Origin of the sequence: Pararhizobium sp. LjRoot235 (assembly GCF_964254145.1) — a bacterium.
Taxonomy (GTDB): Bacteria; Pseudomonadota; Alphaproteobacteria; order Rhizobiales; family Rhizobiaceae; genus Pararhizobium.
This window is the reverse complement of record NZ_CAXUSP020000001.1, coordinates 3,247,434-3,271,554: the sequence shown is the minus strand read 5'-3', so window position 1 is coordinate 3,271,554 and position 24,121 is coordinate 3,247,434. Positions and strand designations below refer to the sequence as shown.

Genomic DNA, 24,121 nt, shown 5'->3' with positions numbered 1-24,121 from the left:
CCCCCTCTGTCCCTCCGGGACATCTCCCCCCTGAGGGGGGAGGTCGCAGCGAAGCCGCGGGTGGGGGTGATCGTCAGGAACGCACAAGGGGTCACCCCACCCCGTCGCTTCGCGCCGACCCTCCCCCTCAAGGGGAGGGTGGACCTGCAAACATCAGCGTCCCGCATTCCGCCCTCCCTTGACGATCTCGCCGGTACGCTGGGGATCGATCACGGCGACCTTGCCGGGTAGGTCGGGCGGGATTTTCAGGGGCGGCGCGCTGTTGAATTTCTCGGCAATCGATTTCAACAGGCGGGTGACGTTGGACGAGAGCGAGCGGGGGCGCACGAGGGGCGGGAGCGCGTTTTCGTCCTCGGGCTTGGCGGCGGCGGTCTCGGCCTCCTTCTTCCTGGCGTCCGGGCCCGGGAGCGGGTTTTCGATGCCGGGGATGGCGCGATGCTCGATGCCCTGCTCGGCGTAATCCATCAACCGCTTGAAGGTCATGGCCGGCAGCGAGCCGCCGGTCATGTTGTTGGTCGAGGTATAGTCGTCATTGCCAAACCAGACGGCGGTCGTGTAGTCGCCGGTGAAGCCGACGAACCAGGCGTCGCGATAGGCCTGCGTCGTGCCGGTCTTGCCGCCGACGACGATGCCGTTGTCGAGCGCCGCCTTGCGGGCGGTGCCGATAATCGGGATCTGGGTCAGCATGGAGTTCATATTGGCGTTGGCTTTCTCGCTCACGACGCGTTTGGCCGGTGGCGCGTCGCGGCCGAAATCGTAGAGGATATCGCCGTCGTAATTGAGGATCTGGCTGACGCCGTGGCGGCGGGCCTCAAGGCCGCCGGCCGGGAAGACGGCGTAGGCTGTCGCCTGGTCAAGCACCGTCACTTCCGACGTGCCGAGCGGCATGGTCTTGTCGGTGCGGATCGGGGTTTCGATGCCCATCTTCTTTGCCGTGGCGGCGATGATCTCGGTGCCGAGTTCATCCTTGGCGAGGCGGACCGGAACCGTGTTGATCGATTTGGCGATGGCGGTCAGAAGCGTGACGCGGCCGGAATAGCTGCGGCGGTAATTCTGCGGCGACCAGCCGCGCCAGGTGATCGGCGCGTCGCTGATCACCGATTCCGGCGTGAAGCCTTTTTCCATGGCGGCCGTGTAGGTGTAGACCTTGAAGGACGAGCCCGGCTGGCGCAGCGCCTTGGTGGCGCGGTTGAACTGGCTTTCGCCGTAGTCCCTTCCGCCGACCATGGCGCGCAGGGCGCCGCCATTCTCGACCATCACCAACGCGCCCTGCTTGACCTTGTAGCTTTCGCCATATTGCCGAAGGCTCGATTCAACCGATTCCTCAGCGGCCTGCTGCAGGCCCATGTCGATCGTGGTGCGCACAACGAGGGAGTGCTGGGCAAAGGGGGCGGCAATGCGCTGCACCTCGTCGAAGGCCCAGTCGAGGAAGAAATCGGGGGCACGGACCTGCGCCCGATCGATGACGGTCGCGGGGTTGAGGCGGGCGGCGATCACCTGTCCTTCGGTCATCAGGCCGCCCTGGACGAGGTTGGTCAGGACCTCGTTGGCGCGGGCGCGGGCAGCCGGCAGGTTGACATGCGGTGCGTAGCGCGCCGGCGCCTTGAACAGGCCGGCGAGCATGGCGCTTTCGGCGAGATTGATATCGGTGATCGCCTTGCCGAAATAGAACTGCGAGGCCGCGGCCGCGCCAAACGTGCCGCCGCCCATGTAAGCGCGGTCGAGATAGAGCCGCAGGATTTCCTTTTTCGACAGGTTGCTTTCCAGCCAGACGGCAAGGAAGGCCTCCTTGATCTTGCGCTCGATGGTGCGCTCGTTCGACAAAAACAGGTTCTTGGCCAGCTGCTGCGTCAGCGTCGAGCCGCCCTGGACGACGCCGCCGGCGCGGGCATTTTCCGAGATGGCGCGCGACAGGCCGAGGAAGTCGATGCCGTAGTGGTCGAAGAAGCGGCGGTCTTCCGTTGCCAGCACCGCCTTGATCAGCGTGTCCGGCAGCTCGTCGATCGGCACGGAATCTTCATGGATTATGCCGCGATGGCCGATCTCGTTGCCGTAGCGATCAAGGAAGGTGACGGCGAAATCGCTCTGGGCGCGCCAGTTGCCCTTGGTCTCCTCGAAGGCGGGCAACGCCAGCGCCAGCATCAGCACGGAGCCGGCGGTGCCCCAGGTCATGCACTCGCCGAGCACCTCGAACAGCGCCTTTTTCCAGCCGCGCACGGTAAAGCGGCGGAAGAAGATGGTGATGTCCTCCCACCAGACGCCGAGGCTAAAGCCGGCGTTCCAGACGGTCGAATCGATCCAGCTGTCGATGCGCAGCAGGATATGGCGCTTCCGCGGGCGGTCATCCGGCGGGCCGCTGTCCTCCTCCGTCCGGTTGTCGTCTTGGCGTGGATCCTGCACGGCGGTCTCGCGTCCTGATGGCTCGGCATCTCCGGCCGATATTTGCATGGGGCGGGTTTCTATTCTATGGCGATATCGATAATGAGCCTTAAAAAACCGGCAATCTTTTGTAAAATTGTCGCTGAAATCCAACACCTGAAAGTGTGAAAATCATGGGCGCCGAGCCCTTCTGGAAGACGAAAAGCCTGGCTGAGATGACGACTGCGGAGTGGGAAAGCCTCTGTGACGGCTGCGGGCTCTGTTGTCTGAACAAGCTTGAAGACTGGGAGACGGGCGAGATCGCCTGGACCAATATCGGCTGCACGCTGCTCGATGGCGAGAGCTGTCGCTGCAAGGACTATGCGAACCGGCAGGCGACGGTGCCCGATTGCATCCGGCTGACGCCGGAGGAGGTCGAGACGCTCGCCTGGCTGCCGCCGACCTGCGGCTACCGGCTGGTGCGCGACGGGCATGATCTCTACTGGTGGCACCCGCTTGTGTCCGGCGACCCGGAGACGGTGCATCAGGCGGGCATTTCCGTGCGCGGCCGCACGGTGAGCGAGGATAATGTCGATGTCGAGGATTTCGAGGACTATCTGGTGGAGTGGCCGCTGATGGTAGGCGCAAAAGGCTGAAGCGCGGGGTTATTCGGCAGGCTCCTCGGATTTCTGCAGGGTTACCTCGTTTTTCTGCAGGTTTTTTGGGGCGACGTTGCGCCAGGCGGTTTCCATCACGTGGTCGATGATGTCCTCTTCGGCATCGGTGAACCAGACGGAGGTCCAACCCTTTTCGCCCCAGCCGCCGGGGACGGCGGCGCAGACGCCGGGCTCGGTTTCGATCAGCATCCTCTGCTGATCGGGCGTGAACTTGAAGACGGCACGGCCGGCCTCCGGCAGGGACATGAAGATGCGATTGCCAACGCGAAAATCGCGTTTGCCGAAATGGTCGCTTTCCACCGCGCCCGGCAGGCTCAAAGCCCGCTTTTCCAAGTCTTCGGCTCTCATGGCGGAAGATTACCACGCATCGCTAAATGTACAAAATTAAGAAAATTATCCCGTATAGGAAAATAATCCTTGAAGCCGTGACGGTGGTTTGATAGGGTTATGGCACAGTCGGAAAAGTGCGGGTGGGGTGGCGGTTTCGCCCTCTCTTCGAAAGGGTCACCCCACCCCGGAGCTTCGCTCCGACCCTCCCTCTCAAGGGGAGGGGTGATATCCGGCGCCTGCATCATCGGCGTAACGATACGCTGCTCTCAAGGACATTGCGATGACATCTGATCTGGATTTCGATCCGGAGTTCTTTGGTTTCTGGCCGAAGGCGCCGGTTTATGATGGCTTGCGGCCGGGCGGCGAGGCGGAACTCGAGGCCATGGCGCGGCACGTCATTCTCGACACGAAGGCCGAGCGCACCTCGCTCGACGATCTGCAGGACATGCTGAACGGCATGACCAAGGAACTGCGCGAGCAGATGCAGCAGTTCCAGCGGCTGCGCGAGGCGGCGCGTGAACGGGAGGCGGAGGCCGAGGGGGACATCGATCGCAAGCTGATCCAGGCCGACGCCAAGGCGAGCATCGAGGCGATGTCGCTGATCGTGCGGACACTCGAAAAGATCGACAGCCTGCAGAGGACGATCGTCCGCGACCGGGAACTGCAGGCGGAGCAGAATTTGGATGAAGAAGGGTACGACGCTCTTGTGCGCGAATTCAACAACCGCGTCGAGGAGCGGGCCATCCGGTTGTCGCGAGAGCGCCAAGAAGCTGAAGGCGCGGCAAAGAATGCTGCGGCAGAGCACCCGCCTGCTACGGACGCCGTCGGCGTGCCGCGAGGCGGCGGACCCTCCTGAGCCGTGGCTCGTCGACGCGGCGCGGCAGTTTTTCGAGCTGGAAGATGATCTCGATCGGGAAATGGGCAAAGTGCTGGAAGGGCGAAACAATGGCCGGCAACTGATCGAGGCACTCGACGCTGGACTTACGCCGCCGCTAACGACTTCCAAAGCGGTGGATGACGGCGTGGCGGTTGAGGCTCCCTCATACGATGCAGCGCCAGACGGCGACGATAGGGGGCCGAAAGTGGCGGACGAGGGCGGCCCGTTGCCGAGCACTGCGGAGCCGCTGGCCGGAGTTGGCAGCGCCACGGTCGAGGAGACTGTGGGAAAACCAATCCATACAGGACCGAACCTCTTCAGGTTCATGCGGTGCTGGACGGAAAATGCGCGCGACGAACAGATGCCGCCCTCCGGCAACTGGCGGGTCTGGCTTTTGATGGGCGGGCGCGGATCGGGCAAGACGCGGGCGGGCGCCGAATGGGTGCAGCAACTGGCGGCGGGCAAAACCGCTCGGTCGGGCTTGCGGATCGCGCTGGTGGCCGAGACGCTGGGGGATGCGCGCGAGGTGATGATCGACGGCGTTTCCGGCATCTGCCGGATCGCCTGGAAAAACCGGCCGGAGTTCGAGGCGTCGCGGCGCAGGCTCGTCTGGCCGAACGGCACGGTGGCGCAGATCTTTTCCTCCGAGGACCCGGAAAGCCTGCGCGGGCCGCAGTTCGACTATGCCTGGTGCGACGAACTCGGCAAATGGAAACATGGGCAGGAAACATGGGACATGCTGCAGTTTGCGCTGAGGCTTGGCGACGATCCGCGGGCGCTGGTGACGACGACGCCGCGGCCGGTGCCGGTCCTGAAGGCGCTGATCGCCGATCCCGGCACGCTGACGCGCACAATCCGCACGAGCGACAATGCGAAGAATCTGGCGCCCGGATTTCTCGACGCCATGGCCGGGCGCTATGGCGGCACGCGGCTCGGGCGGCAGGAACTCGACGGCGAGATGATCGAGGACCGCGAGGATGCGCTCTGGTCGCGGGCTGCGATCGAGGCGTTGAAGCTGCGCGACGCCGGGCCGCTCGGCCGCATCGTCGTCGCGGTCGATCCGCCGTCTGGCATGGGACGGGAATCCTGTTGTGGTATCATTGTGGCAGGCCTCGACCGGACCGGGCGCGGCGTCGTTTTGGCGGACTGCTCGGTCGAGGGCGCGAGCCCGGCCGGATGGGCGGGTGCCGTGGTCAAGGCTTATCGGCGGTTTGATGCCGACCGGATCGTTGCCGAGGTTAACCAGGGCGGCGACATGGTGCAGGCGGTATTGAAGGGCATCGACGCGCAACTGCCGGTGACGGCGGTGAGGGCCTCGCGCGGAAAATGGCTGCGGGCAGAACCGGTCGCCGCGCTCTACGAGCAGGGGCGGGTTGTGCATGCCGGCTCGTTTCCGGTGCTTGAGGACCAGATGTGCGATTTCGGCCCGGACGGGCTATCATCGGGACGCTCGCCGGACCGGCTGGACGCGCTGGTCTGGGCGCTGACGGCGCTGATGCTGGAAGGCGGCGGCGAGCCGCGGGTCAGGGGGATTTGATCTACCTCCCCCTTGAAGGGGGAGGTCGCGGCGAAGTCGCGGGTGGGGGTGATCCATTTGCGTGTCGCGGAAAGTCACCCCACCCCGGAGCTTTCGCTCCGACCCTCCCCCTCAAGAGGAGCGCACGCTCGGCTATTTGCGCGGCGTGGAAGGGGAAGGTTTTGGGGTTTCGGAAGCGCTTTCGCGCATCTGGCGCCATTCGTTTTCGAGGCGTTCGAACTGGGCCTGGGAGATTTGCTGGGCCGGCATGGGCGATCCTCTCTTTGGTTTTGCAGCCACCGGTGGCGTCGAGGCGCCGAAACGTCGGGCCGGACGAGGCAATGCGGTGGAAGAAATCAGGATGGGATGATCAGCGTTTGTCGTCGGTACTGGTGGACGGCTTTTGGGCGGAGGAGGCGTTGAGGCGCATCTGCTGCCATGCGTTTTCGAAGCGGTCGAGGATGTGCTGGGGGACAGTGGCGCGGGTGGGGTCGGCTTGTATCTTCGTCTCTGCGTTCATGCGATCCTCCTCGATGAAAGGGCAATGTCATATTACTGTCTTCAAGTTCCACATCCGAAAGACAAAGTAAATCAGCAGATTAAATATTTTAAACGATTTAAATCGGTTAAATCGATTTAGAGACACGACTTTTTTCCGACCTGGTGAACGGCAGTGGAGGAAGAACAGCGATGGATAGGGCAATCTTTTTCAAAGCGGTACGTGCATCACTTTTCGACGAAGTCCTGAAGCAGGGCCAGGTCGACGGGTTGACGGCGATTCTCGATCGCTGGGCACGGATGCCGGCGCCGGCGGACAGGCGCTGGCTCGCCTATATGCTGGCGACCGCGCATCACGAGACGGGGCGGACGATGCAGCCTTTGCGCGAGACCTTTGCCAGGAGCGACGAGCGGGCGATCGCCATTCTCGAGGCTCAGTTCCACAAGGGCCGGCTGCCGTCGGTGTCCACGCCCTACTGGCGGCGGGACGCGGACGGCAAAAGCTGGCTCGGGCGCGGGCTGGTGCAACTGACGCACAGGCAGAACTACGCGAAGATGGCGGCGGCGACGGGGATCGACCTGGTGGCGCATCCGGAGCGGGCGATGGAGCTTGCGGTCGCTGTCGATATCCTGTTTGCGGGCATGCAGGGCGGCGCCTTCACCGGCAAGAGACTCGGCGACTATTTCTCTCTTTCCCGCGAGAGCTGGACGGGCGCCCGGCGGATCATCAACGGCCGCGACAAGGCGGAGCTGGTGGCGAGCTACGGCAAACAGTATCTCGCAGCGCTCAGGCTGGCATCGGGCGCGCCGCCGGCGGTCGGCCGGTCTGCCGCTTAAGCGCTGTGTTCGAATGATGCCACTCTTTGTTTGAGAAGAAGGCCGGCCACTTCTCCCCGGTCAACGGAAGGGCTGGCGTCGCATTGTGGATCGAAGGCGCTGCGACAGGCACCCTCTTCTCCCCAGCGGGGAGAAGTGCCGAGCGCATGCGAGGCGATGAGGGGTTTTTCTCGGCAACTTCGGAGCCAGCCGACCCCCTCATACGGTGCTTCGCGCCACCTTCTCCCCGCGGGGAGAAGAGGTAGCAAGCCGCAATATCGATATGCAATGTTCTGCCCCTTGAGGGGGACATCGGAAACACGAGTCCCCCAATCTCCATCCTTGTGGGGGAGATGCTATTGCGGTTTCAGACCCACCCACTGGTGCATTCGAGGATCGAGACAATGAAAAATCCATTTCGTCTGCCGTGGCGGCGCCCGGCGGAGAGTGAGCGCTTGCGCGAAACAAAGGCTGCTTCCGGCTTCATCGCGATCGCGCATGAGGGGCGGGCGCACTGGACCGGGCGGTCCTATGCGGCGCTGGCGCGCGAGGGCTTCATGAAGAATCCGGTGGCGCACCGGGCCGTCAGGCTGATTTCGGAAGCGGCGGCAGCGGTGCCGCTGCTGCTCTACGAGGGGACCGAGGAGCGCAGTGAGCACCCGCTGCTTGCGCTGCTCTCGCGGCCGAATGGCCGCATGGCCGGCGTCGATTTCCTGGAGACGCTCTATGGCCATCTGCTGCTCTCGGGCAATGCCTATGTCGATGCGGTCAATATCGGCGAGGACCTGCGCGAGCTGCATCTGCTGCGGCCGGACCGGGTGAGCATTCGCGAGGGACGCGACGGCTGGCCGGAGGCCTATGACTACCGAGTCGGCAATCATGTGCGGCGGATCGCGGCGGGCGAGGGCGGGTTGCTGCACTTGCGGCTTTTTCATCCGCTCGACGATCACTTAGGATTTCCGCCGCTGGCGGCAGCACAGATGGCGCTTGATCTCTCCAATGCGGCGGCGACCTGGAACAAGGCGCTGCTCGACAATTCGGCCCGGCCTTCGGGCGCGCTCGTCTATCAGCCGAAGGAGGGCGGCAATCTTTCGGCCGACCAGTACGACCGGCTGAAGACGGAGCTCGACGAGGGCTATTCAGGGCCGATGCGGGCGGGCCGCCCGTTGCTGCTCGAAGGCGGGCTCGACTGGAAGGCGATGGGGCTTTCGCCGAAGGACATGGATTTCGTCGAGGCGAAGAACGGGGCGGCGCGCGACGTGGCGCTCGCCTTCGGCGTGCCGCCGATGCTGATCGGCATTCCCGGCGACAACACCTATGCCAACTACCAGGAGGCCAACCGGGCCTTCTATCGTCTGACGGTGCTGCCGCTGATCGGCCGCACGGCCTCGTCGCTGTCCGGCTGGCTGTCGGCGCGTTTCGGCGAGGCGCTGAAGCTGGTGCCGGACCTCGACCAGGTGACCGGGTTGACGGGAGAGCGCAGCGAGGTCTGGGCACGGATGAAGGACGCGGATTTCCTGACGGACGAAGAGAAGCGGCAGGCGGTGGGGTATTGAGGACTGCCGCGAGGCTGAATTGCACAATGGTTCAGAGGTTTGACGGGCGATCCGGACTCAATCTCCCACGGCTTTGAATCAAATTCTGAGCGCCGTGAATCTCTCTTCGAAGAGGGGTGGCCAAGCGATTCAAAAGACTCGGGAATTTCCGTGGCTGACGCAGCGTCAAGCGATCCCTGACCCTCGGTGAGAAGGTTGCGGTTGCGTCAGCAATGATCAATTCCAACAGTAGCATCAAGGGCTTAACAAATGGCTGATTTTGGCAATGATGCGAGCCTCTGGGCGGCCAAGGGCATCGGCTCTGCGGCAGGCGCTGCCGTGTCGCTTGTTTACATGCTGCCGAAGGGCAAGCGCGAGGCGGGCTCTCGTTTCTTTAGCGGCCTGCTCTGCGGGCTGATCTTCGGCGGGCCCGTGGGCCTGTGGATTGTGACCAAGCTCGGCATTGCCGGCAGTCTGTCCGGCACCGAGGTCATGCTGACCGGATCGGCGGCTGCCAGCCTGTCGGCCTGGTGGGTGCTCGGCGCCGTGGCGCGGGTAGCGGAACGCTACGGCAGAAGATAACGGCGGCAACCGGCGCCGCATTCCAGATATCGGAGACATCACATGACGACCGACAGCTTGCCTGTCTGGCGAACGAAGAAGTTTGCCAATCTGACGCTTGCCGGGGTGACCGGCGAGGGGCGTTTTTCCGGCTATGCCAGCATCTTCGGCGAGGTCGACCTCGGCAAGGATGCGATCGAGCCGGGGGCCTTTGCGCAGTCTCTTGCCCGGCGTGGCGCCGCGGGCGTGCGCATGCTGTTCCAGCACGATCCGGGCGAGCCGCTCGGCGCCTGGAAGACGATCCGCGAGGATGGACGCGGGCTCTATGTCGAGGGGCTGCTTTCGCCCGGCGTCACCCGCGCCAAGGAGGTGCACCAGCTGATGAAGGCGGGCGCGCTCGACGGGCTGTCGATCGGCTTCCAGACCGTGAAGGCGAAAACCGACAGGAGCGGCGTGCGCCGCATCCTCGAAGCCGACCTCTGGGAAATCTCGATCGTGACCTTTCCGATGCTGCCATCGGCCAGGGTCTCGAACGTCAAGAATGCGCGGTTCTTCCGCGACAAGGAAACGGAGCTCGTGCGCACCATGCGGCGGGCGGCCCGGATGATGAAGCTCTGAAACAAGGATATGCCAATGAATAAGACGAGCAGTGTGGCGCCCGAGATCAAGGGTGCGCCTGAGATCAAGATAGCCCCTGAGATCAAGACGGGGCCGCCGGAGACGATGACCGCCGCCTTCGAGGATTTCATGGGTGCCTTCGAGGCGTTCAAGGAAACCAATGACCGGCGGCTGGGGGAGCTGGAAAGCAAGCTGACGGCCGATGTCGTCACCCGCGACAAGATGGACCGCATCTCGCGTAGCATGGACGAGCAGAAGCGGCTGATCGACCAGATGGCGCTGAAAAAGGCACGCCCGGCCCTCGGCCGCAGCGGCGAGACGAGTCTCGAAGCGGCGGAGCACAAGGCGGCTTTCGAAAGCTACATCCGCCGCGGCGACGAGCAGGCGCTGCGTGAGCTGGAGGCCAAGGCGCTTTCGATCGGCTCGGCGAGCGATGGCGGCTACCTGGTGCCGAACGAGACCGACAGCGAGATCGGCCGCCGCCTTTCGGTGGTTTCGCCGATCCGGGGTATGGCGACGGTCCGGCAGGTTTCGGGCGCGGTGCTGAAAAAGCCGTTTGCGCTTGCCGGCATGGCGACCGGATGGGTGGCGGAGACGGCGGCGCGGCCGCAGACGACGACACCGCAGCTGGCCGAGCTGTCCTTCCCGACGATGGAGCTCTACGCCATGCCGGCGGCGACGGCTGCACTGCTCGACGACGCGGCGGTCGATATCGAGAACTGGATCGCCTCCGAGGTCGATATCGCTTTCGGCGAGCAGGAGGGCACGGCCTTCGTTACCGGCGATGGCACCAACAAGCCGAAGGGGTTCCTCAGCTATACCAACGTCGCCGAGGCGAGCTGGAGCTGGGGCAATATCGGCTATATCGCCACGGGTGCCGCCGGCGCTTTCAAGGCGAGCGGCCCCTCCGACACGCTGATCGACGTGATCTATGCGCTGAAGGCCGGGCACCGGCAGAATGCCTCGTTCGTGATGAACCGCAAGACGCAAGCCGAAATCCGCAAGTTCAAGGATGCCGACGGCAATTATCTCTGGCACCCGCCGGCGGCTGCGGGCCAGCAGGCCTCGCTGATGGGCTTCCCGATCGCCGAGGCCGAGGACATGCCTGATATTGCCGCCAACAGCACCTCGATCGCCTTCGGCAATTTTGCTGCGGGTTATCTCATCGTCGACCGGACCGGGGTGCGGGTGCTGCGTGATCCCTATTCCGCCAAGCCTTACGTACTGTTCTACACGACCAAGCGCGTCGGCGGCGGGGTGCAAAATTTCGAGGCTATCAAGCTCGTCAAATTCGCGACATCTTGAAAAAGGCGCAAGGCGACCCTTTCTCAGAAGGATGTCGATCATTCGCGCCGGCGGCCTTCCCTGCCGCATGGCGCGAGGGCGGACGCGGCTCCCTCCCGCCGCGTCCGCCCATTTCCCCGACGCACGACGGAGATCCCCATGACGATTACGGAACTGGCGCCGTCTGCAGGCGAGCCGCTGACGCTGGCCGAGGCGAAGGCGCATCTGCGCATCGACGGCAGCGCCGAGGACGACCTGATTTCATCCCTGATGCGCACGGTGCGCGAGCACCTGGAGCGGGAGACGGGGCTGGCGCTCTTGACCCGCACCTTCCGGCTTTATCTCGACGACTGGCCCCGGTCGCGCGTGATTCAGATTTTCAGAGGGCCGGTGCAAACGATTGAAGCGGTTACGGTTTACGATGCGGACGGCATGCCGGGCGAGATCGACGTTTCCGGCTTCGTGCTTGACGGGCAGGCGCGTCCGGCGCGGCTTGTCCTGCCCGAGCATCCTAAGCCGGGACGGGCGATCAATGGCATCGAGATCGATTTTTCCGCCGGTTTCGGCGCGACCGGCGCCGACGTGCCGGACACGCTGAAGCGGGCGATGCTGTTGCATCTGGCGCTGCTCTACGAGTTCCGTGGCGCGGTGGCGCTGGACGACCAGCCGGCGGCGGTGCCTGCCGGATATGACCGGCTGATTGCGCCGTTTCGCCGGCGGGGGCTGTGACCATGCGGGCGACCACCCTCGATCCCGGGCAGCTGTCGGCGCGGCTTACCCTGGAGATACGCGAGGACGTAAGCGACGGGCAGGGCGGTATCGTGTCCGGTTTTGCACCCGTTGCATCTCTCTGGGCGCGGATCGAACCGGTCTCGGTCAAGCAGGAGGAGCGCGGCGCTGAGGAGATTTTCGCGGTGACGCACCGCCTCTGGATCCGCTTTCGTGACGACCTCGCGACGGGCATGCGGTTTCGCAAGGGGCTGCGGATTTTCGTCGTGCGGGCTTTTTACGACCCGGACGAGATGAGGCGGTATCTCATTTGCCAGTGCACGGAGGAGGGACAATGAGCGCTGCGGCGGCCTTGCAGAAGGCGATTTTTGAGAGGTTGGCAGGCGACGCCGCGTTGATCGCGCTGATCGGGGAAGGCGGCGTGCGGGATCATCTGCAGACGGCGTCGCACCGGCCCGGCGTCTGGATTGTCAGCCTGGAGAGCCGCGATGCCTCGACCGCGAGCGAAGCGGGCGAAGAGCATCTTGTGACGCTGGAGGTTCGCACCGGCGAAGGCGGCAACCGGTCGGCGCAGCAGATTTCGGCACGCGTTCGGGTTCTGCTGGATGACGCCGAACTTGTGCTCGACGGCTTCGCGTTCGTCAGCCTGTTTCACCGGCGCACCCGGATTGGCAGGAACGCCAAGGTTAAGGGGCATATTGCGGAGATGGTGTTTCGGGCGGTGACGGAGTGACGTTTCGCTGAGGAGCATGTTGTCGGCGCCCCATCGGGCGCTTTTTTCGTTTCAGGAAGGATCAAGGCATGGTGGCGCAGAAGGGGAAGGATCTTCTGTTGAAGATCGACAATGGCGGCAGCTACGTGACGGTGGCGGGACTTCGCTCCAAGCGGCTGGCGTTCAATGCCGAAACGGTCGATGCGACGGACGCGGAATCGGCCGGACGGTGGCGGGAACTGCTGGGCGGGGCGGGCGTGCAGCGGGCTTCCGTCTCGGGTGCCGGTATTTTCAAGGACCAGAGTTCGGATGCTTTGGTGCGCGCAGCCTTCTTCAACGGATCGATCCTCAACTGGCAGATCGTCATTCCGGATTTCGGCACGCTGACGGGGGCCTTCCAGGTGGCGGCGCTTGAATATTCCGGCCAGTACAATGGCGAGATCTTGTTCGAGACCGCGCTCGAATCCGCCGGCGCGCTGACCTTTACGGCGCTCTGACGATGGCGCGGCACAATATGGCTACGGGCCGGGCCAACCGGCATCGCGGCGAGGTGGAGGCGGTGATCGGTGGCGAGCGGCGGATTCTCTGCCTGACGCTGGGCAGCCTGGCCGAATTGGAAACAGCATTCGCGGCCGACAATCTGATGGCGCTTGCGGTTCGTTTTTCCTCCGGCCGGCTGAAGGCGGAAGATATGATCCGCATCCTCGGCGCCGGTTTGCGTGGCGGCGGCAATCTGGTCTCCGACGAGGACGTGGCGGTGATGAGCGTCGAGGGCGGCATTGCCGGGCTGGCTCGCCTGACGGCCGAATTGCTGACGGCGACCTTCGGCGGGGCGGAGGAACTGCCAAACCCTTGAGGGCCGCAGCGGGCGAGCGGGATCATCGGCCTCAACCCTTTCCATGGGGCGCGGCGATGCATGCCGGGCTTTGCCTGCTGCGGCTTCCAGCGAAGGACTTCTGGGCGATGACGCCGCGCGAGCTGCAGGCGGCGCTGGGCGGGTTGCGGCCGCGTGCTTCAGTGCCGGAGCGCGCCGGGCTTGAGGCGCTGATGGGGGCGTTTCCGGATCGGGCAGCGAATAGCGAATAGTGAGTAGTGAGTAGTGAGCAGGGAATTTTGTCGCCAAGGCAGAAGCAGGAGAGACACGATGACCAACGAGACGGATTTTTCCGCAGCGGCGGACGATGCGGAGGCTTTGAAGGATGTGCTCGACGATCTGGAGCGGCGCTCGCGCTCGTTCGGCTCGGCACTGACGGGTGCTCTGGCTTCGGCGACGCGCGGCGGCAAGGGTCTGGAAGATGTCTTGCGCAGCGCTGGCCTCAGGCTGACGGAGATCGCGCTTTCGGCGGGCTTGAAGCCGCTGGAGGGGCTGCTTGGCTCGGCCTTGTCGGGGCTCGCGGGGAGCTTGGGTGGAACGACAGCCTTTGCCGATGGCGGGGTGCCGGGGCGGGTGACGCCTTTTGCCGCCGGCGGTGTCGTTTCGGCGCCCACTTATTTTCCGATGGGCGGAGAGATGGGGCTGATGGGCGAGGCGGGGTCGGAGGCGATCTTGCCGTTGAAACGCGGATCCGATGGTTCGCTTGGTGTGGCCGCTTCGGGCGGTGCGGCACCGATGAATGTCGTCTTCAACGTCACCGCATCCGACGCGCAGAGTTTTCGCAAATCCGAGGGCCAGATCGCCGCGATGTTGACGCGGACGGTCGGGCGCGGGCGGCGGGGGCTTTGAGATTGTTTCTGATGCCTTGTCGTCCTCGGATGCCCCTCACCCTAGCCCTCTCCCCGTGAACGGGGAGAGGGGACGACCGAGCTTGCTGTCCTCCGCAGGCGGATATGCAACGACGGAGATTGCCGCTTGTCCCTTCGCCCCGTTTACGGGGAGAAGGTGGCCGATAGGCCGGATGAGGGGCATTCCACGGCGCTGCATCCAGTGATCCCTGAAGACTTCCAGCCAACCGATTCAAGACACAACGGGAAACATCATGGCGACAGGATTTCACGAGGTCCGGTTTCCCTTGCGCCTGGCGCTCGGGACGAGCGGCGGGCCGGTCAGGCGGACGGATATCGTCAGCCTTTCGAACGGGCGGGAAAACCGCAACCGGCGCTGGCGCGATGCACGCCGGCACTATGATGCGGGGTCGGGGATCAAGTCGATCGCAGACCTCTATGCGGTGCTTGAATTTTTCGAGGCGCGGGCGGGGCAGCTTTATGGCTTCCGGTTTCGTGATCCGCTTGATTTCAAATCCTGTCGGCCCGGCGACACGGTGACAGCGAACGACGCGGGGATCGGGACGGGGGACGGTGTGACCGCAACCTTCCAGCTGATCAAGACCTATGGCGATGCGGGCGGCGCGAGCGTCCGCGAGATCGCAAAGCCGGTGGCGGGGAGCGTGGCCGTTTCTGTGGGCGGCGTCCTGGCGGGGCCGGGCGATTTTGCGCTCGATGCCACGACCGGCAGGGTGACGTTCATACCCGCCAAAATTCCGGCAAGCGGCGCGGCAATTCACGCCGGTTACGAATTCGATGTGCCGGTGCGCTTCGATACCGACCGGATCGAGGTCGATCTGGCGCAATTCCAGGCGGGGCGTATTCCGTCGATTCCTCTGGTGGAGATCAAGCCATGAGAACGCTTCCAACGGCGCTTGCCGCGCATCTTTCGGGCGACGCCACGACAATGTGCCATTGCTGGCGGGTGACGCGGCGGGATGGCGTTGTGCTTGGATTTACCGAGCATGACCATGATCTCACTTTCGCCGGGACAAATTTTCTGGCCGCAAGCGGTTTCCAGGCGGCCGACAGCGAGGCGGCGAACGGGCTTTCGGTCGAGGCGGGCGAGGTTACGGGCGGATTTTCGAGTGCGGCGATCAGCGAGGCGGATGTGCTCGCCGGCCGTTATGACGGCGCCAAAGTCGAGGTGTTCCAGGTGAACTGGCAGGCGCCGGAGCAGCATGTCCTGCTGCGTGTGCAGGACATCGGCGATGTCGTCAGGGCAGGAGGGGCGTTCCGGGCTGAATTGCGGCGGATGACGCATCGGCTGGATCAGGTGCAGGGGCGGATTTACGGGCGCCGTTGCGACGCGGTGCTTGGCGACGGGCGCTGCAAGGTCAATCTCGATAATCCAGCTTATCGCGGCCAGGGTGCGGTTGCGACCGTTCTTGGCGAGACGTGGGTGCGGGTGACGGGGCTTAATGCGGCAACAGCGGGGTTCTACCGATACGGGGTGTTTCGGTTCGCGACGGGGGCGAATACGGGGCATGTCTGCGATATCGAGGACCACCGGAAGGACGATGGCGCAGTGACGCTGTCGCTCTGGCTGCCGCCGCCGCTGCCGCTTGCCGCGGGGGATGCGTTTACGGTGACGGCCGGGTGCGACAAGAGCTTTGCCACCTGTCGCCGGAAATTTTCCAACTCATTGAATTTTCAGGGGTTTCCTCATATGCCCGGAACGGATTTCGCGTTCGGCTATGCGGATGGGGAAACGGTGCATGACGGGCGGGCGCTCTATGAGTGAGATGAGTTCGGCGGATCACCCCACCCCGACGCTTTGCGCCGACCCTCGAGGCGATGAGGGGGCTTTGTCTGCGATTTCGGTGCAAACCGCCCCCCTCATCCGGCCCTTCGGGCCACGTTATCCCCGCCGGGGAGAAGAGGGAGATAGCCGCAAAACCGCCTGCGATAGCCCTGTCCTTCAAGTATCGTCGGCATTTGCGGATCGGATTGTCGAGACTGCGCGAAGCTGGATCGGGACGCCGTATCGGCATCAGGCGAGCCTCAAGGGTGTCGGCTGCGATTGCCTGGGGCGGGTGCGGGGCGTCTGGCGCGAGATCCATGGTGGCGAGCCGGAACTGCCGCCGGCCTATCAGCCGGATTGGGCCGAACGCAGCGGCGAGGATCGGCTGCGGGACGCGGCGCGGCGGCATTTCGGGGCGGAGATCGCGGTGGCTGAGATGCGGCCGGGCGATCTCGTGCTGTTTTGCTGGCGGCCGGAGCTGCCGGCCAAACATGCCGGAATTTTGAGCGCCTCCGACCGTTTCATTCACGCCTATGAGCAGGCGGCAGTGATCGAATCCGCGCTCGTGCCGTCGTGGCGGCGGCGCATCGGCGGGATTTTTCGTTTTCCCGAAAAGGTCTGACATCGATGGCAACCATCCTTCTGCAGGCAGCGGGCGCGGCACTCGGCAGCGTGTTCGGTCCGGTCGGCGCGGTGCTGGGCCGCGCTGCCGGTGCACTTGCCGGGTCGGTCATTGACCGCTCGATCATCAACGGGATGACGACGATCTCCGGTACGCGCCTCGGTGACGCGCGCATACCGGGGGCGGAGGAAGGAACGGCGATCACGCGGGCCTATGGAACCGTGCGGATCGGCGGCACGCTGATCTGGGCGACGCGGTTCGAAGAGGAGGTGCGCGTCGAGCGGCAGGGCGGCAAGGCGAGCGGGCCACGGGTCGAAACCTTCAGGTATTATGCCAATTTCGCGCTCGGCATTTGCGAGGGCGAGATCGCCTGCGTGCGGCGGGTCTGGGCGGACGGGCGCGAGATCGACCTGAGCGGGGTCGAGATGCGGCTCTATCGCGGGACGCAGGACCAGCTCCCCGATCCGCTGATCGAGGCCAAGCAGGGAACTGGCAAGGTGCCGGCCTATCGGGGGCTTGCCTATGTGGTGTTCGAGCGCTTTCCGCTGGACGGCTACGGCAACCGCATTCCGGTGATCCAGTTCGAGGTGCTGAGGCCGGTTGGTGCGCTGGAAAGGGCGATCCGGGCGGTGACGATCATTCCGGGCTCGAGCGAGCATGGCTACGATCCGGCCGTCGTCAAGGAAAAGACGGGTGCCGGCGCGAGCCGGCTGATTAACCGCAATGTTTTCCATGCGAGTTCGGACTGGCGCGCGTCGATCGACGAGTTGCAGGCGCTCTGCCCCAATCTTGAGCGCGTGGCCTTGGTGGTCTCCTGGTTCGGGACGGATCTGAGGACGGGTCATTGCCGAATTTTGCCGGGCGTCGAGACGGCGGCGCGCGACGACGAAAGCCGGCCGTGGTCGGTCTCGGGAACAGCGCGAAGCAAGGCGATGGTGGTCAGCCGGAATAACGGCGGGCCGGCCTATGGTGGCACGCCGAGCGATGCCAGCGTTGCGGCGGCAATCGCCGACCTGAAGGCGCGGGGCCTGAAGGTCTATCTCTATCCTTTTGTGATGATGGACATTCCGGCCGGCAACACGCTGCCGAACCCCTACGGCGGGACGGGCCAGCCGGCTTATCCGTGGCGCGGGCGCATCACGTCGCATCCGGCGCCGGGACTGCCGGGGACCGCCGATCAGTCGGCTGCGGCGCGGGTGCAGGTCGAGGCATTCTGCGGGGCGACGGACGCCGGGGATTTTTCGGTATCCGGGTCTTCGGTGACGTCGGCGGCTGCCGACGAGGGGTATCGGCGTCTGATCCTTCATTATGCTTTACTGGCGCAGGTGGCGGGCGGCGTCGATGGTTTCATCATCGGTTCGGAGTTGCGCGGGCTGACACAGTTGCGCGATGGGGCAGGCGCCTTTCCATTCGTCGAGCAGCTGATTGCGCTGGCAGGCGATGTCCGGGCCATTCTCGGCGCAGGGACCAAGCTGACCTACGGGGCCGACTGGAGCGAGTATTTCGGCTATCACCCGGCCGATGGCTCGGGCAACGTCCACTACAATCTCGATCCGCTCTGGGCATCGGCCGGTATCGACGCGATCGGTATCGACAATTACATGCCGCTTTCCGATTGGCGCGATAGCGATCTTTCCGAAGGCAATCCGGATGGATTTGCGCTTGCGGAAGACGCCGACGCGATGCGGGCGATGGTCGCGTCCGGCGAAGGTTATGACTGGTATTATGCGGATGATGCGGATCGCCGGGATCGGGTCCGCACGCCGATCACGGATGGGCTGGCGGGCAAGCCGTGGGTCTATCGTTACAAGGACATCGCCAACTGGTGGGGGCGGGCGCATCGCAACCGGGTGGGCGGCGCAGAGCAGACGACGCCGACGTCATGGGTTCCGGCCTCCAAACCTGTCTGGTTCACCGAGCTTGGCTGCCCGGCGATCGACAAGGGGGCCAATCAGCCGAATGTCTTCACCGATCCGAAATCGTCGGAGACGGCGGTTCCGTATTTTTCGAATGGCGCCCGATGTGACGCTATGCAGCGACGTTTTCTGGAGGCGCAGCATGCATTCTGGCAGGGGCCGGATGCGCCTGATGGCGTCGATCCGGATCATATGTTCGTCTGGACCTGGGACGCGCGGCCGGTGCCGGCCTTTCCGGAGAATACGGACCTCTGGTCCGATGGCGGCAACTGGCAGACCGGGCACTGGCTGAACGGACGGCTCGGGGCATCGACAGCAGCGGACGTGATTGCCGCCATCCTTGCCGATCATGGCTTTAAGACTGGCGACACGCGGCTCGTCAGCGGCGATCTTAGCGGCTATGTGCAATCGGAGCAGGCCTCGGCCCGGGACGTGCTGGAACCGCTGATGGCGGCACTGCAGATCGATGCGGTGGAAGAGGGTGCGACCCTGCGGTTTCGTTCGCGCATGAAGCAGGCGTCACAAGCGCGGCCGATTTCGGTGCTGGCGGACATCGACAAGCAGCCGCTGTTCGAGGAGATGCGCGGCCATGACAGCGATTTCGGCAGCGAGGCGATTCTCGATCATCTTGATCCGGCGAATGCCTATGAGCGGACAACGACCCGGTCGCGGCGCGTGACGCCTGCGAATGACCGGGTCTTGCGCCTTTCCGTGCCCGGCGCCATGCATGACGGCGCGGCCGCATCTGCCGTCGAGGATGCACTTCGGGATCATCAGATTTCGCGCCGCAGTATCCGTTTTTCGCTTTCGCCGGCGGCGATCGACCTCGAGCCGGGCGATGTCGTTGCGTTCGAGGGTGGGGCGCTCGATGACGGGCCTGCAGGAAACTTCATCGTCGGCCGGATCGAGGACGGGGCGGTGCGCTCCGTCGAGGCACGGGCCTTCGTGCCGTCGAGCGGTGGCGGAGGACCGAGCCCGCAAGCGCGCTCTGTCGATCGGCCGCGCACGCCCTCGGACGGGTTTTCGCCGGTCGTGCATCTGATGGATCTGCCGCAATACGAGGCCGGCGAGGTGGCCAGTTTTGCCCGGGGCGCCGTCTTCGCGCGGCCCTGGCGCACCGCTTTGCTCTCGTCGTCTGCGACCACGGAAGGATATCAAGCGCGCGCGAGGCTGGACCAGCCGGCGCAGACGGGCGCGCTGACAGAGGCTTTGGCTGAAGGGGTGCTGGGCCGGTTCGACGCGGCCCGGACGATCACGCTCGACCTGCATTTCGGCGGCCTGTCTTCAGCGGGCCGACTGTCCGTGCTGAACGGGCAGAACCGCATCGCGATCCTTGCCGAGAACGGCGTCTGGGAGGTGATCGGCTTCAGCGTTGCGGAGGAAATCGCTGCCGGGCGCTGGCGGCTATCGAAGCTTCTGCGCGGGCTCAACGGGACGAGTGATGCGACGATGGCGGGTTCCAGCGTCGGCGCGCCCTGCGTCGTACTCAATGCGGCGCTCAAACCGCTCGGGCTGAGTGCCGACGAGGCTGGGCGCATGATCAATTGGATCGTGGAGGCGGGCGGGCAGACGACCGGGCCGGCCGGGCCGTTCGCATTCGCCGGTGGCTTGAGGGCCGAAACGCCGGTTGCGCCGGTGCACCTGCGGGCGCGACGTCTGGAAAGCGGCGGCATCCGGATCAACTGGACCCGTTGCGCCCGGCGCGATGCCGATCACTGGCTGGACGGCGACGTTGCGCTGGACGAACCGCTAGAGCGCTATCGGATCGAAATTCTCGATGGCTTGACGGTGAAGCGGGCCGTGGATGTGTCCGAACCGGTGTTCGCCTACGCGGCCGCGTTTGAAATGGACGATTTCGGCACACAGCAGACGGTCTTGTCGGTCCGCGTGCGGCAGAAAGGGCAGAAGGTTGCCTTTGGGGTACCGGCGCAGGCCACGCTGAACCTGTGACGGAAACAAGCAGCAAACGGAAAGGGACAATGCGATGGGTGAATTGAAGAACTGGTATATGTCGAAGACCGTGTGGGGTGGCGTGGTTGCGATCCTTGCTTCGTGCAGTCATCTTCTCGGGGTGGAGATAGGCTTGGACGACCAGAGTGGATTGGTGGACGGCCTGACCGCACTTGCTACCGCGGCGGGCGGGCTGGTGGCAATCTGGGGCCGAATTTCGGCGACAAAGCGATTGCGCTAGAGATATGCCCGATGAGGGGCAAATCGCGGCGTTAGAAGGACATTCATTTGCCATTCAGACTGTATCGTCTATTAAATTTGCAATGATGCTTCCCAAGTCGAAAGTGCGTCCATGTCCTCACCCTTGATCATAGCAACGCTAGCCGCGGGCCTTTCCGGATTCGCGCCGCCAGCGATTGATGTGCCATCGGCGGTTGTCGAGGTGGACGGCGATTGCGGCCAGGCTGCCGCTGAGGTGGTGGCAAAGACCGGCGGCGAACTTCTGTCTGCGCAGCCGACCAGCGACGGTCAATGTGTCGTGACCGTTCTCATTCCCGGCAATGGCGGCCGGCCGAAGAAGGTGACGATGCGGGTGCCGATGTAACGGAGCCGCAGGCGCACATCGAAAATGTTCTCGAACCGGATCGAATAGGATATTCATTGAGTCTCGTGTGGCAGCGCGCAGCTCGATCCGGCGGACGGGCGCTCGCTGAAAGGGAAAAGGTCTGTTCATGCGCATTCTGGTGGTCGAAGACGACGTCAACCTCAACCGTCAGCTGACGGATACGTTGAAGGAGGCGGGTTACGTCGTCGATCAGGCCTTTGACGGCGAAGAAGGCCATTATCTCGGTGATGGCGAGCCTTATGACGCGGTCATACTCGATATCGGCCTGCCGGAAATGGACGGTGTCACCGTGCTTGAAAAATGGCGTGGCGCCGGTAAGGCAATGCCGGTTCTGATCCTGACGGCGCGCGACCGCTGGAGCGACAAGGTCGCTGGTATCGATGCGGGTGCCGACGATTATGTTACGAAACCGTTCCACGTCGAAGAGGTCCTGGCGCGTATCCGGGCGCTGATCCGGCGGGCCGCCGGGCATGCAAGCTCGGAGATCGTCTGCGGGGCGGTCCGCCTGGATACCAAAGGTTCCAAGGCGACTGTCGACGGCGTGGCGCTGAAGCTCACCTCGCACGAGTTCCGGCTGCTCTCCTATCTGATGCACCATATGGGACAGGTGGTTTCGCGCACCGAACTGGTCGAGCATATGTATGACCAGGATTTCGACCGCGATTCCAACACGATCGAGGTTTTTGTCGGCAGGCTGCGCAAGAAGATCGGCAATGATCTGATCGAGACCGTGCGCGGCCTCGGCTATCGTATGCAGCCGCCGGGCATGGCCAGCAAGGAAGCGAAATCCTGAGCGGGATCGACATGACCGAAACCAACGGGCTTTTCACATTCGCTACGCCGAAGCATGCCATGCGTGCATGCGCTGGCCCGGCGCGCGAAACGTTTCGCCCCGAGCCGCATCGATCTTATCCATGAGGCTGCGACCGCAATCGCTCACCGCGCGCGTACTGCTCGTCTCCACCGTCTGGGCGGTGGCGGCGCTGGTGGTGATCGGCTTGGTGATTTCGGCGCTTTACCGGCAGGGCTCCGAGCGCGGCTTTCAGGACCTGTTGCGCGCGCAGCTCTACAACGTCATCAATTCGATTGTCGTCAACGACAAGTCGGAGCTGGCCGGCAGCCCGCAGTTGGGCGACCTGCGGTTTTCGCAGCCGCAGACCGGCTGGTACTGGATCGTCGAGCCAATCGGCGAATTCAATACGCCGCCCTTAATGTCGACCTCGCTGGGGTCCGGCAAGCTGCCGATTGCCAGCCTCGATGACGTTCCGTTCGATATCCGCTACGAGCGCTTCTATACAACGGTCGATTCCTTCAATAACGAAGTCGAAGTGGCCGAGACGGAAGTCGTGCTCGACATCCAGGGGCATACGGCCCGCTTCCGGGTTGCGGGCAATCGAGACGTGCTGGAAGCCGACATCAACGATTTCAACCGTAATCTCTATCTGGCCCTGTCGATCTTCGGTTTTGGCGGCCTCGGCATGAATGCGCTGGCGATCCTCTTCGGCCTCAGACCGCTCGATCAGGCGCGCCGCTCGCTCGAAAAGATCCGTGCCGGCGAGAGCGAGCGGCTGGACGGCGAGTTTCCGCGCGAAATTCAGCCGCTTGCAAGCGAAGTCAACGCCCTTATCGACAGCAATCGCCGTATCATCGAGCGTGCCCGCATGCAGGTCGGCAATCTCGCCCATTCGCTGAAGACGCCGATTGCAGTTCTCATGAACGAGGCGCGGGTGCTGGAGGCGCCGCATGGCGATCTCGTCAAGGCGCAGGCCGGGGCGATGCAGATGCAAGTTCAATCCTATCTCAACCGGGCGCGGATCGCCGCCCAGCGCGAGTCGGTGCTGGCGCGCACCGAGGTCGAGCCGGTGCTGGAGCGGCTGGTGCGGGTGATGCGCCGGCTGCATCCGGAAAAGACCTTCCTGCTGACAGTCTCGACGCCCGGGTTGGTCCTTGCGATGGAGCAGCAGGATGTCGAGGAAACGGTCGGCAACCTCCTGGACAATGCCGCGCGTTACACCTCCGGCCAGGTGCGCGTCACGGCGCAGATTGCGCCGGAGGGATTGCAGGGCAGGGACCCGGGGCGGCGGAGCTGGATCGCCATCGAGGTCGACGATGATGGTCCCGGTCTTGACCCGGACCAGATCGCCGTGGCGATCAAGCGCGGCAGGCGGCTGGACGAAAGCAAGCCTGGCACGGGGCTCGGACTTTCGATTGTCAGCGAGATCGCCGGGGAATATCAGGGGACGCTCGATCTGTCACGCGGTCCGCGCGGCGGGCTGAATGCGCGGATCCTGCTACCGGCTGTCTCATGATGGGACGCCCCGTTCATGTGTGGCGTGACTTTTTTGACTGAGTTACGGGCAAAATCTCGAAACGGTTCAGCTTTGGGCTCGCTCTTTGTTGCCTGGCCAGCCGCGGAATGTAAAAAGGTGGTCAGCCACGGAATCGGTGTCTCGCCGGCCATGGCGAGCCGATACAACGGAAATCGCGAGAGCAGCCCCGCACGATGAAGAACCAGGCCCGTTTCACCACGCTCTTTTCCGCTCCCGCAGCCGCGTGCCTGATTGCCTCGTCGCTGCTCACTGGTTGCGCCACGCGTGATGCCGGCAAGACTGCTGGCGCCATGACGCCGGAAACGTCGGCTTCCTATATCGCGGCGCTGGGCGACGGTGTGATCGGGCGAACGGCCGGTCTTTCGATCAGCAAGGCCGACCGACAGCGCGCGCTGGAAGCGGAATACCGCGCCTTGGAAGCGGCGCGCGGCGGACAGCCGGTCGTCTGGGAGGGATCGGGCATCAGCGGTACCGTCGTGGCCGCGGCACCCTATCAGGTCGGTTCGCAAAACTGCCGCCAGTACAGCCATACGGTGACGATCAAGGGCCTGGCCAGCATCGCGCGCGGTGCCGCCTGCCGCAACCCGAACGGCACCTGGACGCCGCTGACGTGACATCTGCCTCGCATTGCGGCGAAACGCCTCAAATTTCCGTCATTTAGC

General features: G+C 64.2%; 27 protein-coding genes. 24 read left to right on the top strand and 3 right to left on the bottom strand.

The features are described from left to right. Positions 1-153 precede the first annotated feature (153 nt). Entirely contained in the window at positions 154-2,448 is a 2,295-nt protein-coding gene (locus ACSQ2Z_RS15990) for a transglycosylase domain-containing protein (protein WP_436082089.1), read from the bottom strand. Positions 2,449-2,552: 104 nt separating this feature from the next. Between ACSQ2Z_RS15990 and ACSQ2Z_RS15985 the strand changes: the two genes are divergently transcribed. Beyond that, a complete protein-coding gene (locus tag ACSQ2Z_RS15985) occupies positions 2,553-3,014 on the top strand; it encodes a YcgN family cysteine cluster protein (protein ID WP_436082088.1) in 462 nt (153 codons plus the stop codon). 9 nt (positions 3,015-3,023) lie between these two features. Here ACSQ2Z_RS15985 and ACSQ2Z_RS15980 read toward each other — a convergent pair whose 3' ends face one another. Next, complete coding sequence (locus ACSQ2Z_RS15980) at positions 3,024-3,383, bottom strand: MmcQ/YjbR family DNA-binding protein (protein WP_436082087.1); 360 nt, start codon at positions 3,381-3,383, stop codon at positions 3,024-3,026. 262 nt (positions 3,384-3,645) lie between these two features. Here ACSQ2Z_RS15980 and ACSQ2Z_RS15975 point away from each other — a divergent pair, with 262 nt between their 5' ends. Together ACSQ2Z_RS15975 and ACSQ2Z_RS15970 are read left to right on the top strand one after the other, a co-directional pair. After that, on the top strand, positions 3,646-4,221 hold the full coding sequence (locus ACSQ2Z_RS15975) for a hypothetical protein (protein ID WP_436082086.1): 576 nt from the start codon (positions 3,646-3,648) through the stop codon (positions 4,219-4,221). Positions 4,222-4,567: 346 nt separating this feature from the next. Further along, the gene (locus ACSQ2Z_RS15970; protein WP_436083097.1) at positions 4,568-5,779 is read left to right on the top strand and encodes a DNA-packaging protein; all 1,212 of its coding nucleotides are present in this window, start codon (positions 4,568-4,570) and stop codon (positions 5,777-5,779) included. A 349-nt stretch (positions 5,780-6,128) separates the two neighbouring features. Here ACSQ2Z_RS15970 and ACSQ2Z_RS15965 read toward each other — a convergent pair whose 3' ends face one another. Continuing rightward, entirely contained in the window at positions 6,129-6,278 is a 150-nt protein-coding gene (locus ACSQ2Z_RS15965) for a hypothetical protein (RefSeq protein ID WP_436082085.1), read from the bottom strand. Positions 6,279-6,448: 170 nt separating this feature from the next. Between ACSQ2Z_RS15965 and ACSQ2Z_RS15960 the strand changes: the two genes are divergently transcribed. The 21 genes from ACSQ2Z_RS15960 (at position 6,449) to ACSQ2Z_RS15860 (ending at position 24,073) form a co-directional block, all read left to right on the top strand. Next, positions 6,449-7,093, top strand: coding sequence for a hypothetical protein (locus tag ACSQ2Z_RS15960; RefSeq protein WP_436082084.1), 645 nt, complete (start codon positions 6,449-6,451; stop codon positions 7,091-7,093). Positions 7,094-7,476: 383 nt separating this feature from the next. Next, positions 7,477-8,628: a phage portal protein gene (locus ACSQ2Z_RS15955; RefSeq protein ID WP_436082083.1), complete on the top strand. Its 1,152-nt coding sequence runs from the start codon at positions 7,477-7,479 to the stop codon at positions 8,626-8,628. Between the two features lie 249 nt (positions 8,629-8,877). Further along, entirely contained in the window at positions 8,878-9,189 is a 312-nt protein-coding gene (locus ACSQ2Z_RS15950; protein WP_436082082.1) for a DUF6107 family protein, read from the top strand. A gap of 42 nt (positions 9,190-9,231) precedes the next feature. Then, positions 9,232-9,786, top strand: a complete 555-nt coding sequence (locus ACSQ2Z_RS15945) for an HK97 family phage prohead protease (RefSeq protein ID WP_436082081.1) — start codon at positions 9,232-9,234, stop codon at positions 9,784-9,786. A 15-nt stretch (positions 9,787-9,801) separates the two neighbouring features. Further along, complete coding sequence (locus tag ACSQ2Z_RS15940; RefSeq protein ID WP_436082080.1) at positions 9,802-11,091, top strand: phage major capsid protein; 1,290 nt, start codon at positions 9,802-9,804, stop codon at positions 11,089-11,091. Between the two features lie 138 nt (positions 11,092-11,229). Continuing rightward, positions 11,230-11,799, top strand: coding sequence for a head-tail connector protein (locus tag ACSQ2Z_RS15935; protein WP_436082079.1), 570 nt, complete (start codon positions 11,230-11,232; stop codon positions 11,797-11,799). A 2-nt stretch (positions 11,800-11,801) separates the two neighbouring features. After that, on the top strand, positions 11,802-12,137 hold the full coding sequence (locus ACSQ2Z_RS15930) for a phage head closure protein (protein WP_436082078.1): 336 nt from the start codon (positions 11,802-11,804) through the stop codon (positions 12,135-12,137). Beyond that, the gene (locus ACSQ2Z_RS15925; RefSeq protein WP_436082077.1) at positions 12,134-12,532 is read left to right on the top strand and encodes a DUF3168 domain-containing protein; all 399 of its coding nucleotides are present in this window, start codon (positions 12,134-12,136) and stop codon (positions 12,530-12,532) included. Before ACSQ2Z_RS15930 ends, ACSQ2Z_RS15925 begins: the two co-directional genes overlap by 4 nt. 68 nt (positions 12,533-12,600) lie before the next feature. Next, complete coding sequence (locus ACSQ2Z_RS15920; RefSeq protein WP_436082076.1) at positions 12,601-13,008, top strand: phage major tail protein, TP901-1 family; 408 nt, start codon at positions 12,601-12,603, stop codon at positions 13,006-13,008. Positions 13,009-13,025: 17 nt separating this feature from the next. Further along, complete coding sequence (locus tag ACSQ2Z_RS15915) at positions 13,026-13,367, top strand: gene transfer agent family protein (RefSeq protein ID WP_436082075.1); 342 nt, start codon at positions 13,026-13,028, stop codon at positions 13,365-13,367. Further along, entirely contained in the window at positions 13,364-13,597 is a 234-nt protein-coding gene (locus tag ACSQ2Z_RS15910; protein WP_436082074.1) for a rcc01693 family protein, read from the top strand. Before ACSQ2Z_RS15915 ends, ACSQ2Z_RS15910 begins: the two co-directional genes overlap by 4 nt. Positions 13,598-13,655: 58 nt before the next feature. Beyond that, the gene (locus ACSQ2Z_RS15905; RefSeq protein WP_436082073.1) at positions 13,656-14,234 is read left to right on the top strand and encodes a phage tail tape measure protein; all 579 of its coding nucleotides are present in this window, start codon (positions 13,656-13,658) and stop codon (positions 14,232-14,234) included. A 253-nt stretch (positions 14,235-14,487) separates the two neighbouring features. Then, a complete protein-coding gene (locus ACSQ2Z_RS15900) occupies positions 14,488-15,129 on the top strand; it encodes a phage distal tail protein, Rcc01695 family (RefSeq protein ID WP_436082072.1) in 642 nt (213 codons plus the stop codon). After that, complete coding sequence (locus ACSQ2Z_RS15895; protein ID WP_436082071.1) at positions 15,126-16,016, top strand: DUF2163 domain-containing protein; 891 nt, start codon at positions 15,126-15,128, stop codon at positions 16,014-16,016. The genes ACSQ2Z_RS15900 and ACSQ2Z_RS15895 overlap by 4 nt, the downstream gene beginning before the upstream one ends. Before the next feature lie 205 nt (positions 16,017-16,221). Further along, positions 16,222-16,638 carry an NlpC/P60 family protein gene (locus ACSQ2Z_RS15890; RefSeq protein ID WP_436083096.1) on the top strand — a complete coding sequence of 139 codons (417 nt, stop codon included), beginning with the start codon at positions 16,222-16,224 and terminating at the stop codon, positions 16,636-16,638. Positions 16,639-16,643: 5 nt separating this feature from the next. Then, entirely contained in the window at positions 16,644-20,504 is a 3,861-nt protein-coding gene (locus tag ACSQ2Z_RS15885) for a baseplate multidomain protein megatron (RefSeq protein ID WP_436082070.1), read from the top strand. Positions 20,505-20,538: 34 nt separating this feature from the next. Further along, positions 20,539-20,745 carry a hypothetical protein gene (locus ACSQ2Z_RS15880; RefSeq protein WP_436082069.1) on the top strand — a complete coding sequence of 69 codons (207 nt, stop codon included), beginning with the start codon at positions 20,539-20,541 and terminating at the stop codon, positions 20,743-20,745. 111 nt (positions 20,746-20,856) lie between these two features. Then, entirely contained in the window at positions 20,857-21,108 is a 252-nt protein-coding gene (locus ACSQ2Z_RS15875) for a hypothetical protein (protein ID WP_349433498.1), read from the top strand. 127 nt (positions 21,109-21,235) lie between these two features. Further along, positions 21,236-21,922 carry a response regulator transcription factor gene (locus ACSQ2Z_RS15870; RefSeq protein ID WP_436082068.1) on the top strand — a complete coding sequence of 229 codons (687 nt, stop codon included), beginning with the start codon at positions 21,236-21,238 and terminating at the stop codon, positions 21,920-21,922. Between the two features lie 127 nt (positions 21,923-22,049). After that, positions 22,050-23,438, top strand: a complete 1,389-nt coding sequence (locus tag ACSQ2Z_RS15865; RefSeq protein WP_436083095.1) for an ATP-binding protein — start codon at positions 22,050-22,052, stop codon at positions 23,436-23,438. A gap of 194 nt (positions 23,439-23,632) precedes the next feature. Further along, positions 23,633-24,073: a hypothetical protein gene (locus ACSQ2Z_RS15860; RefSeq protein WP_436082067.1), complete on the top strand. Its 441-nt coding sequence runs from the start codon at positions 23,633-23,635 to the stop codon at positions 24,071-24,073. Positions 24,074-24,121: the final 48 nt, after the last annotated feature.

Bases quoted from the DNA above. Each gene is read 5' to 3' on its own strand.
- ACSQ2Z_RS15990 (WP_436082089.1), bottom strand. From the start codon at position 2,448: ATGCAAATATCGGCCGGAGATGCCGAGCCATCAGGACGCGAGACCGCC.
- ACSQ2Z_RS15985 (WP_436082088.1), top strand. From the start codon at position 2,553: ATGGGCGCCGAGCCCTTCTGGAAGACGAAAAGCCTGGCTGAGATGACG.
- ACSQ2Z_RS15980 (WP_436082087.1), bottom strand. From the start codon at position 3,383: ATGAGAGCCGAAGACTTGGAAAAGCGGGCTTTGAGCCTGCCGGGCGCG.
- ACSQ2Z_RS15975 (WP_436082086.1), top strand. From the start codon at position 3,646: ATGACATCTGATCTGGATTTCGATCCGGAGTTCTTTGGTTTCTGGCCG.
- ACSQ2Z_RS15970 (WP_436083097.1), top strand. From the start codon at position 4,568: ATGCGGTGCTGGACGGAAAATGCGCGCGACGAACAGATGCCGCCCTCC.
- ACSQ2Z_RS15965 (WP_436082085.1), bottom strand. From the start codon at position 6,278: ATGAACGCAGAGACGAAGATACAAGCCGACCCCACCCGCGCCACTGTC.
- ACSQ2Z_RS15960 (WP_436082084.1), top strand. From the start codon at position 6,449: ATGGATAGGGCAATCTTTTTCAAAGCGGTACGTGCATCACTTTTCGAC.
- ACSQ2Z_RS15955 (WP_436082083.1), top strand. From the start codon at position 7,477: ATGAAAAATCCATTTCGTCTGCCGTGGCGGCGCCCGGCGGAGAGTGAG.
- ACSQ2Z_RS15950 (WP_436082082.1), top strand. From the start codon at position 8,878: ATGGCTGATTTTGGCAATGATGCGAGCCTCTGGGCGGCCAAGGGCATC.
- ACSQ2Z_RS15945 (WP_436082081.1), top strand. From the start codon at position 9,232: ATGACGACCGACAGCTTGCCTGTCTGGCGAACGAAGAAGTTTGCCAAT.
- ACSQ2Z_RS15940 (WP_436082080.1), top strand. From the start codon at position 9,802: ATGAATAAGACGAGCAGTGTGGCGCCCGAGATCAAGGGTGCGCCTGAG.
- ACSQ2Z_RS15935 (WP_436082079.1), top strand. From the start codon at position 11,230: ATGACGATTACGGAACTGGCGCCGTCTGCAGGCGAGCCGCTGACGCTG.
- ACSQ2Z_RS15930 (WP_436082078.1), top strand. From the start codon at position 11,802: ATGCGGGCGACCACCCTCGATCCCGGGCAGCTGTCGGCGCGGCTTACC.
- ACSQ2Z_RS15925 (WP_436082077.1), top strand. From the start codon at position 12,134: ATGAGCGCTGCGGCGGCCTTGCAGAAGGCGATTTTTGAGAGGTTGGCA.
- ACSQ2Z_RS15920 (WP_436082076.1), top strand. From the start codon at position 12,601: ATGGTGGCGCAGAAGGGGAAGGATCTTCTGTTGAAGATCGACAATGGC.
- ACSQ2Z_RS15915 (WP_436082075.1), top strand. From the start codon at position 13,026: ATGGCTACGGGCCGGGCCAACCGGCATCGCGGCGAGGTGGAGGCGGTG.
- ACSQ2Z_RS15905 (WP_436082073.1), top strand. From the start codon at position 13,656: ATGACCAACGAGACGGATTTTTCCGCAGCGGCGGACGATGCGGAGGCT.
- ACSQ2Z_RS15900 (WP_436082072.1), top strand. From the start codon at position 14,488: ATGGCGACAGGATTTCACGAGGTCCGGTTTCCCTTGCGCCTGGCGCTC.
- ACSQ2Z_RS15895 (WP_436082071.1), top strand. From the start codon at position 15,126: ATGAGAACGCTTCCAACGGCGCTTGCCGCGCATCTTTCGGGCGACGCC.
- ACSQ2Z_RS15885 (WP_436082070.1), top strand. From the start codon at position 16,644: ATGGCAACCATCCTTCTGCAGGCAGCGGGCGCGGCACTCGGCAGCGTG.
- ACSQ2Z_RS15880 (WP_436082069.1), top strand. From the start codon at position 20,539: ATGGGTGAATTGAAGAACTGGTATATGTCGAAGACCGTGTGGGGTGGC.
- ACSQ2Z_RS15875 (WP_349433498.1), top strand. From the start codon at position 20,857: ATGTCCTCACCCTTGATCATAGCAACGCTAGCCGCGGGCCTTTCCGGA.
- ACSQ2Z_RS15870 (WP_436082068.1), top strand. From the start codon at position 21,236: ATGCGCATTCTGGTGGTCGAAGACGACGTCAACCTCAACCGTCAGCTG.
- ACSQ2Z_RS15860 (WP_436082067.1), top strand. From the start codon at position 23,633: ATGAAGAACCAGGCCCGTTTCACCACGCTCTTTTCCGCTCCCGCAGCC.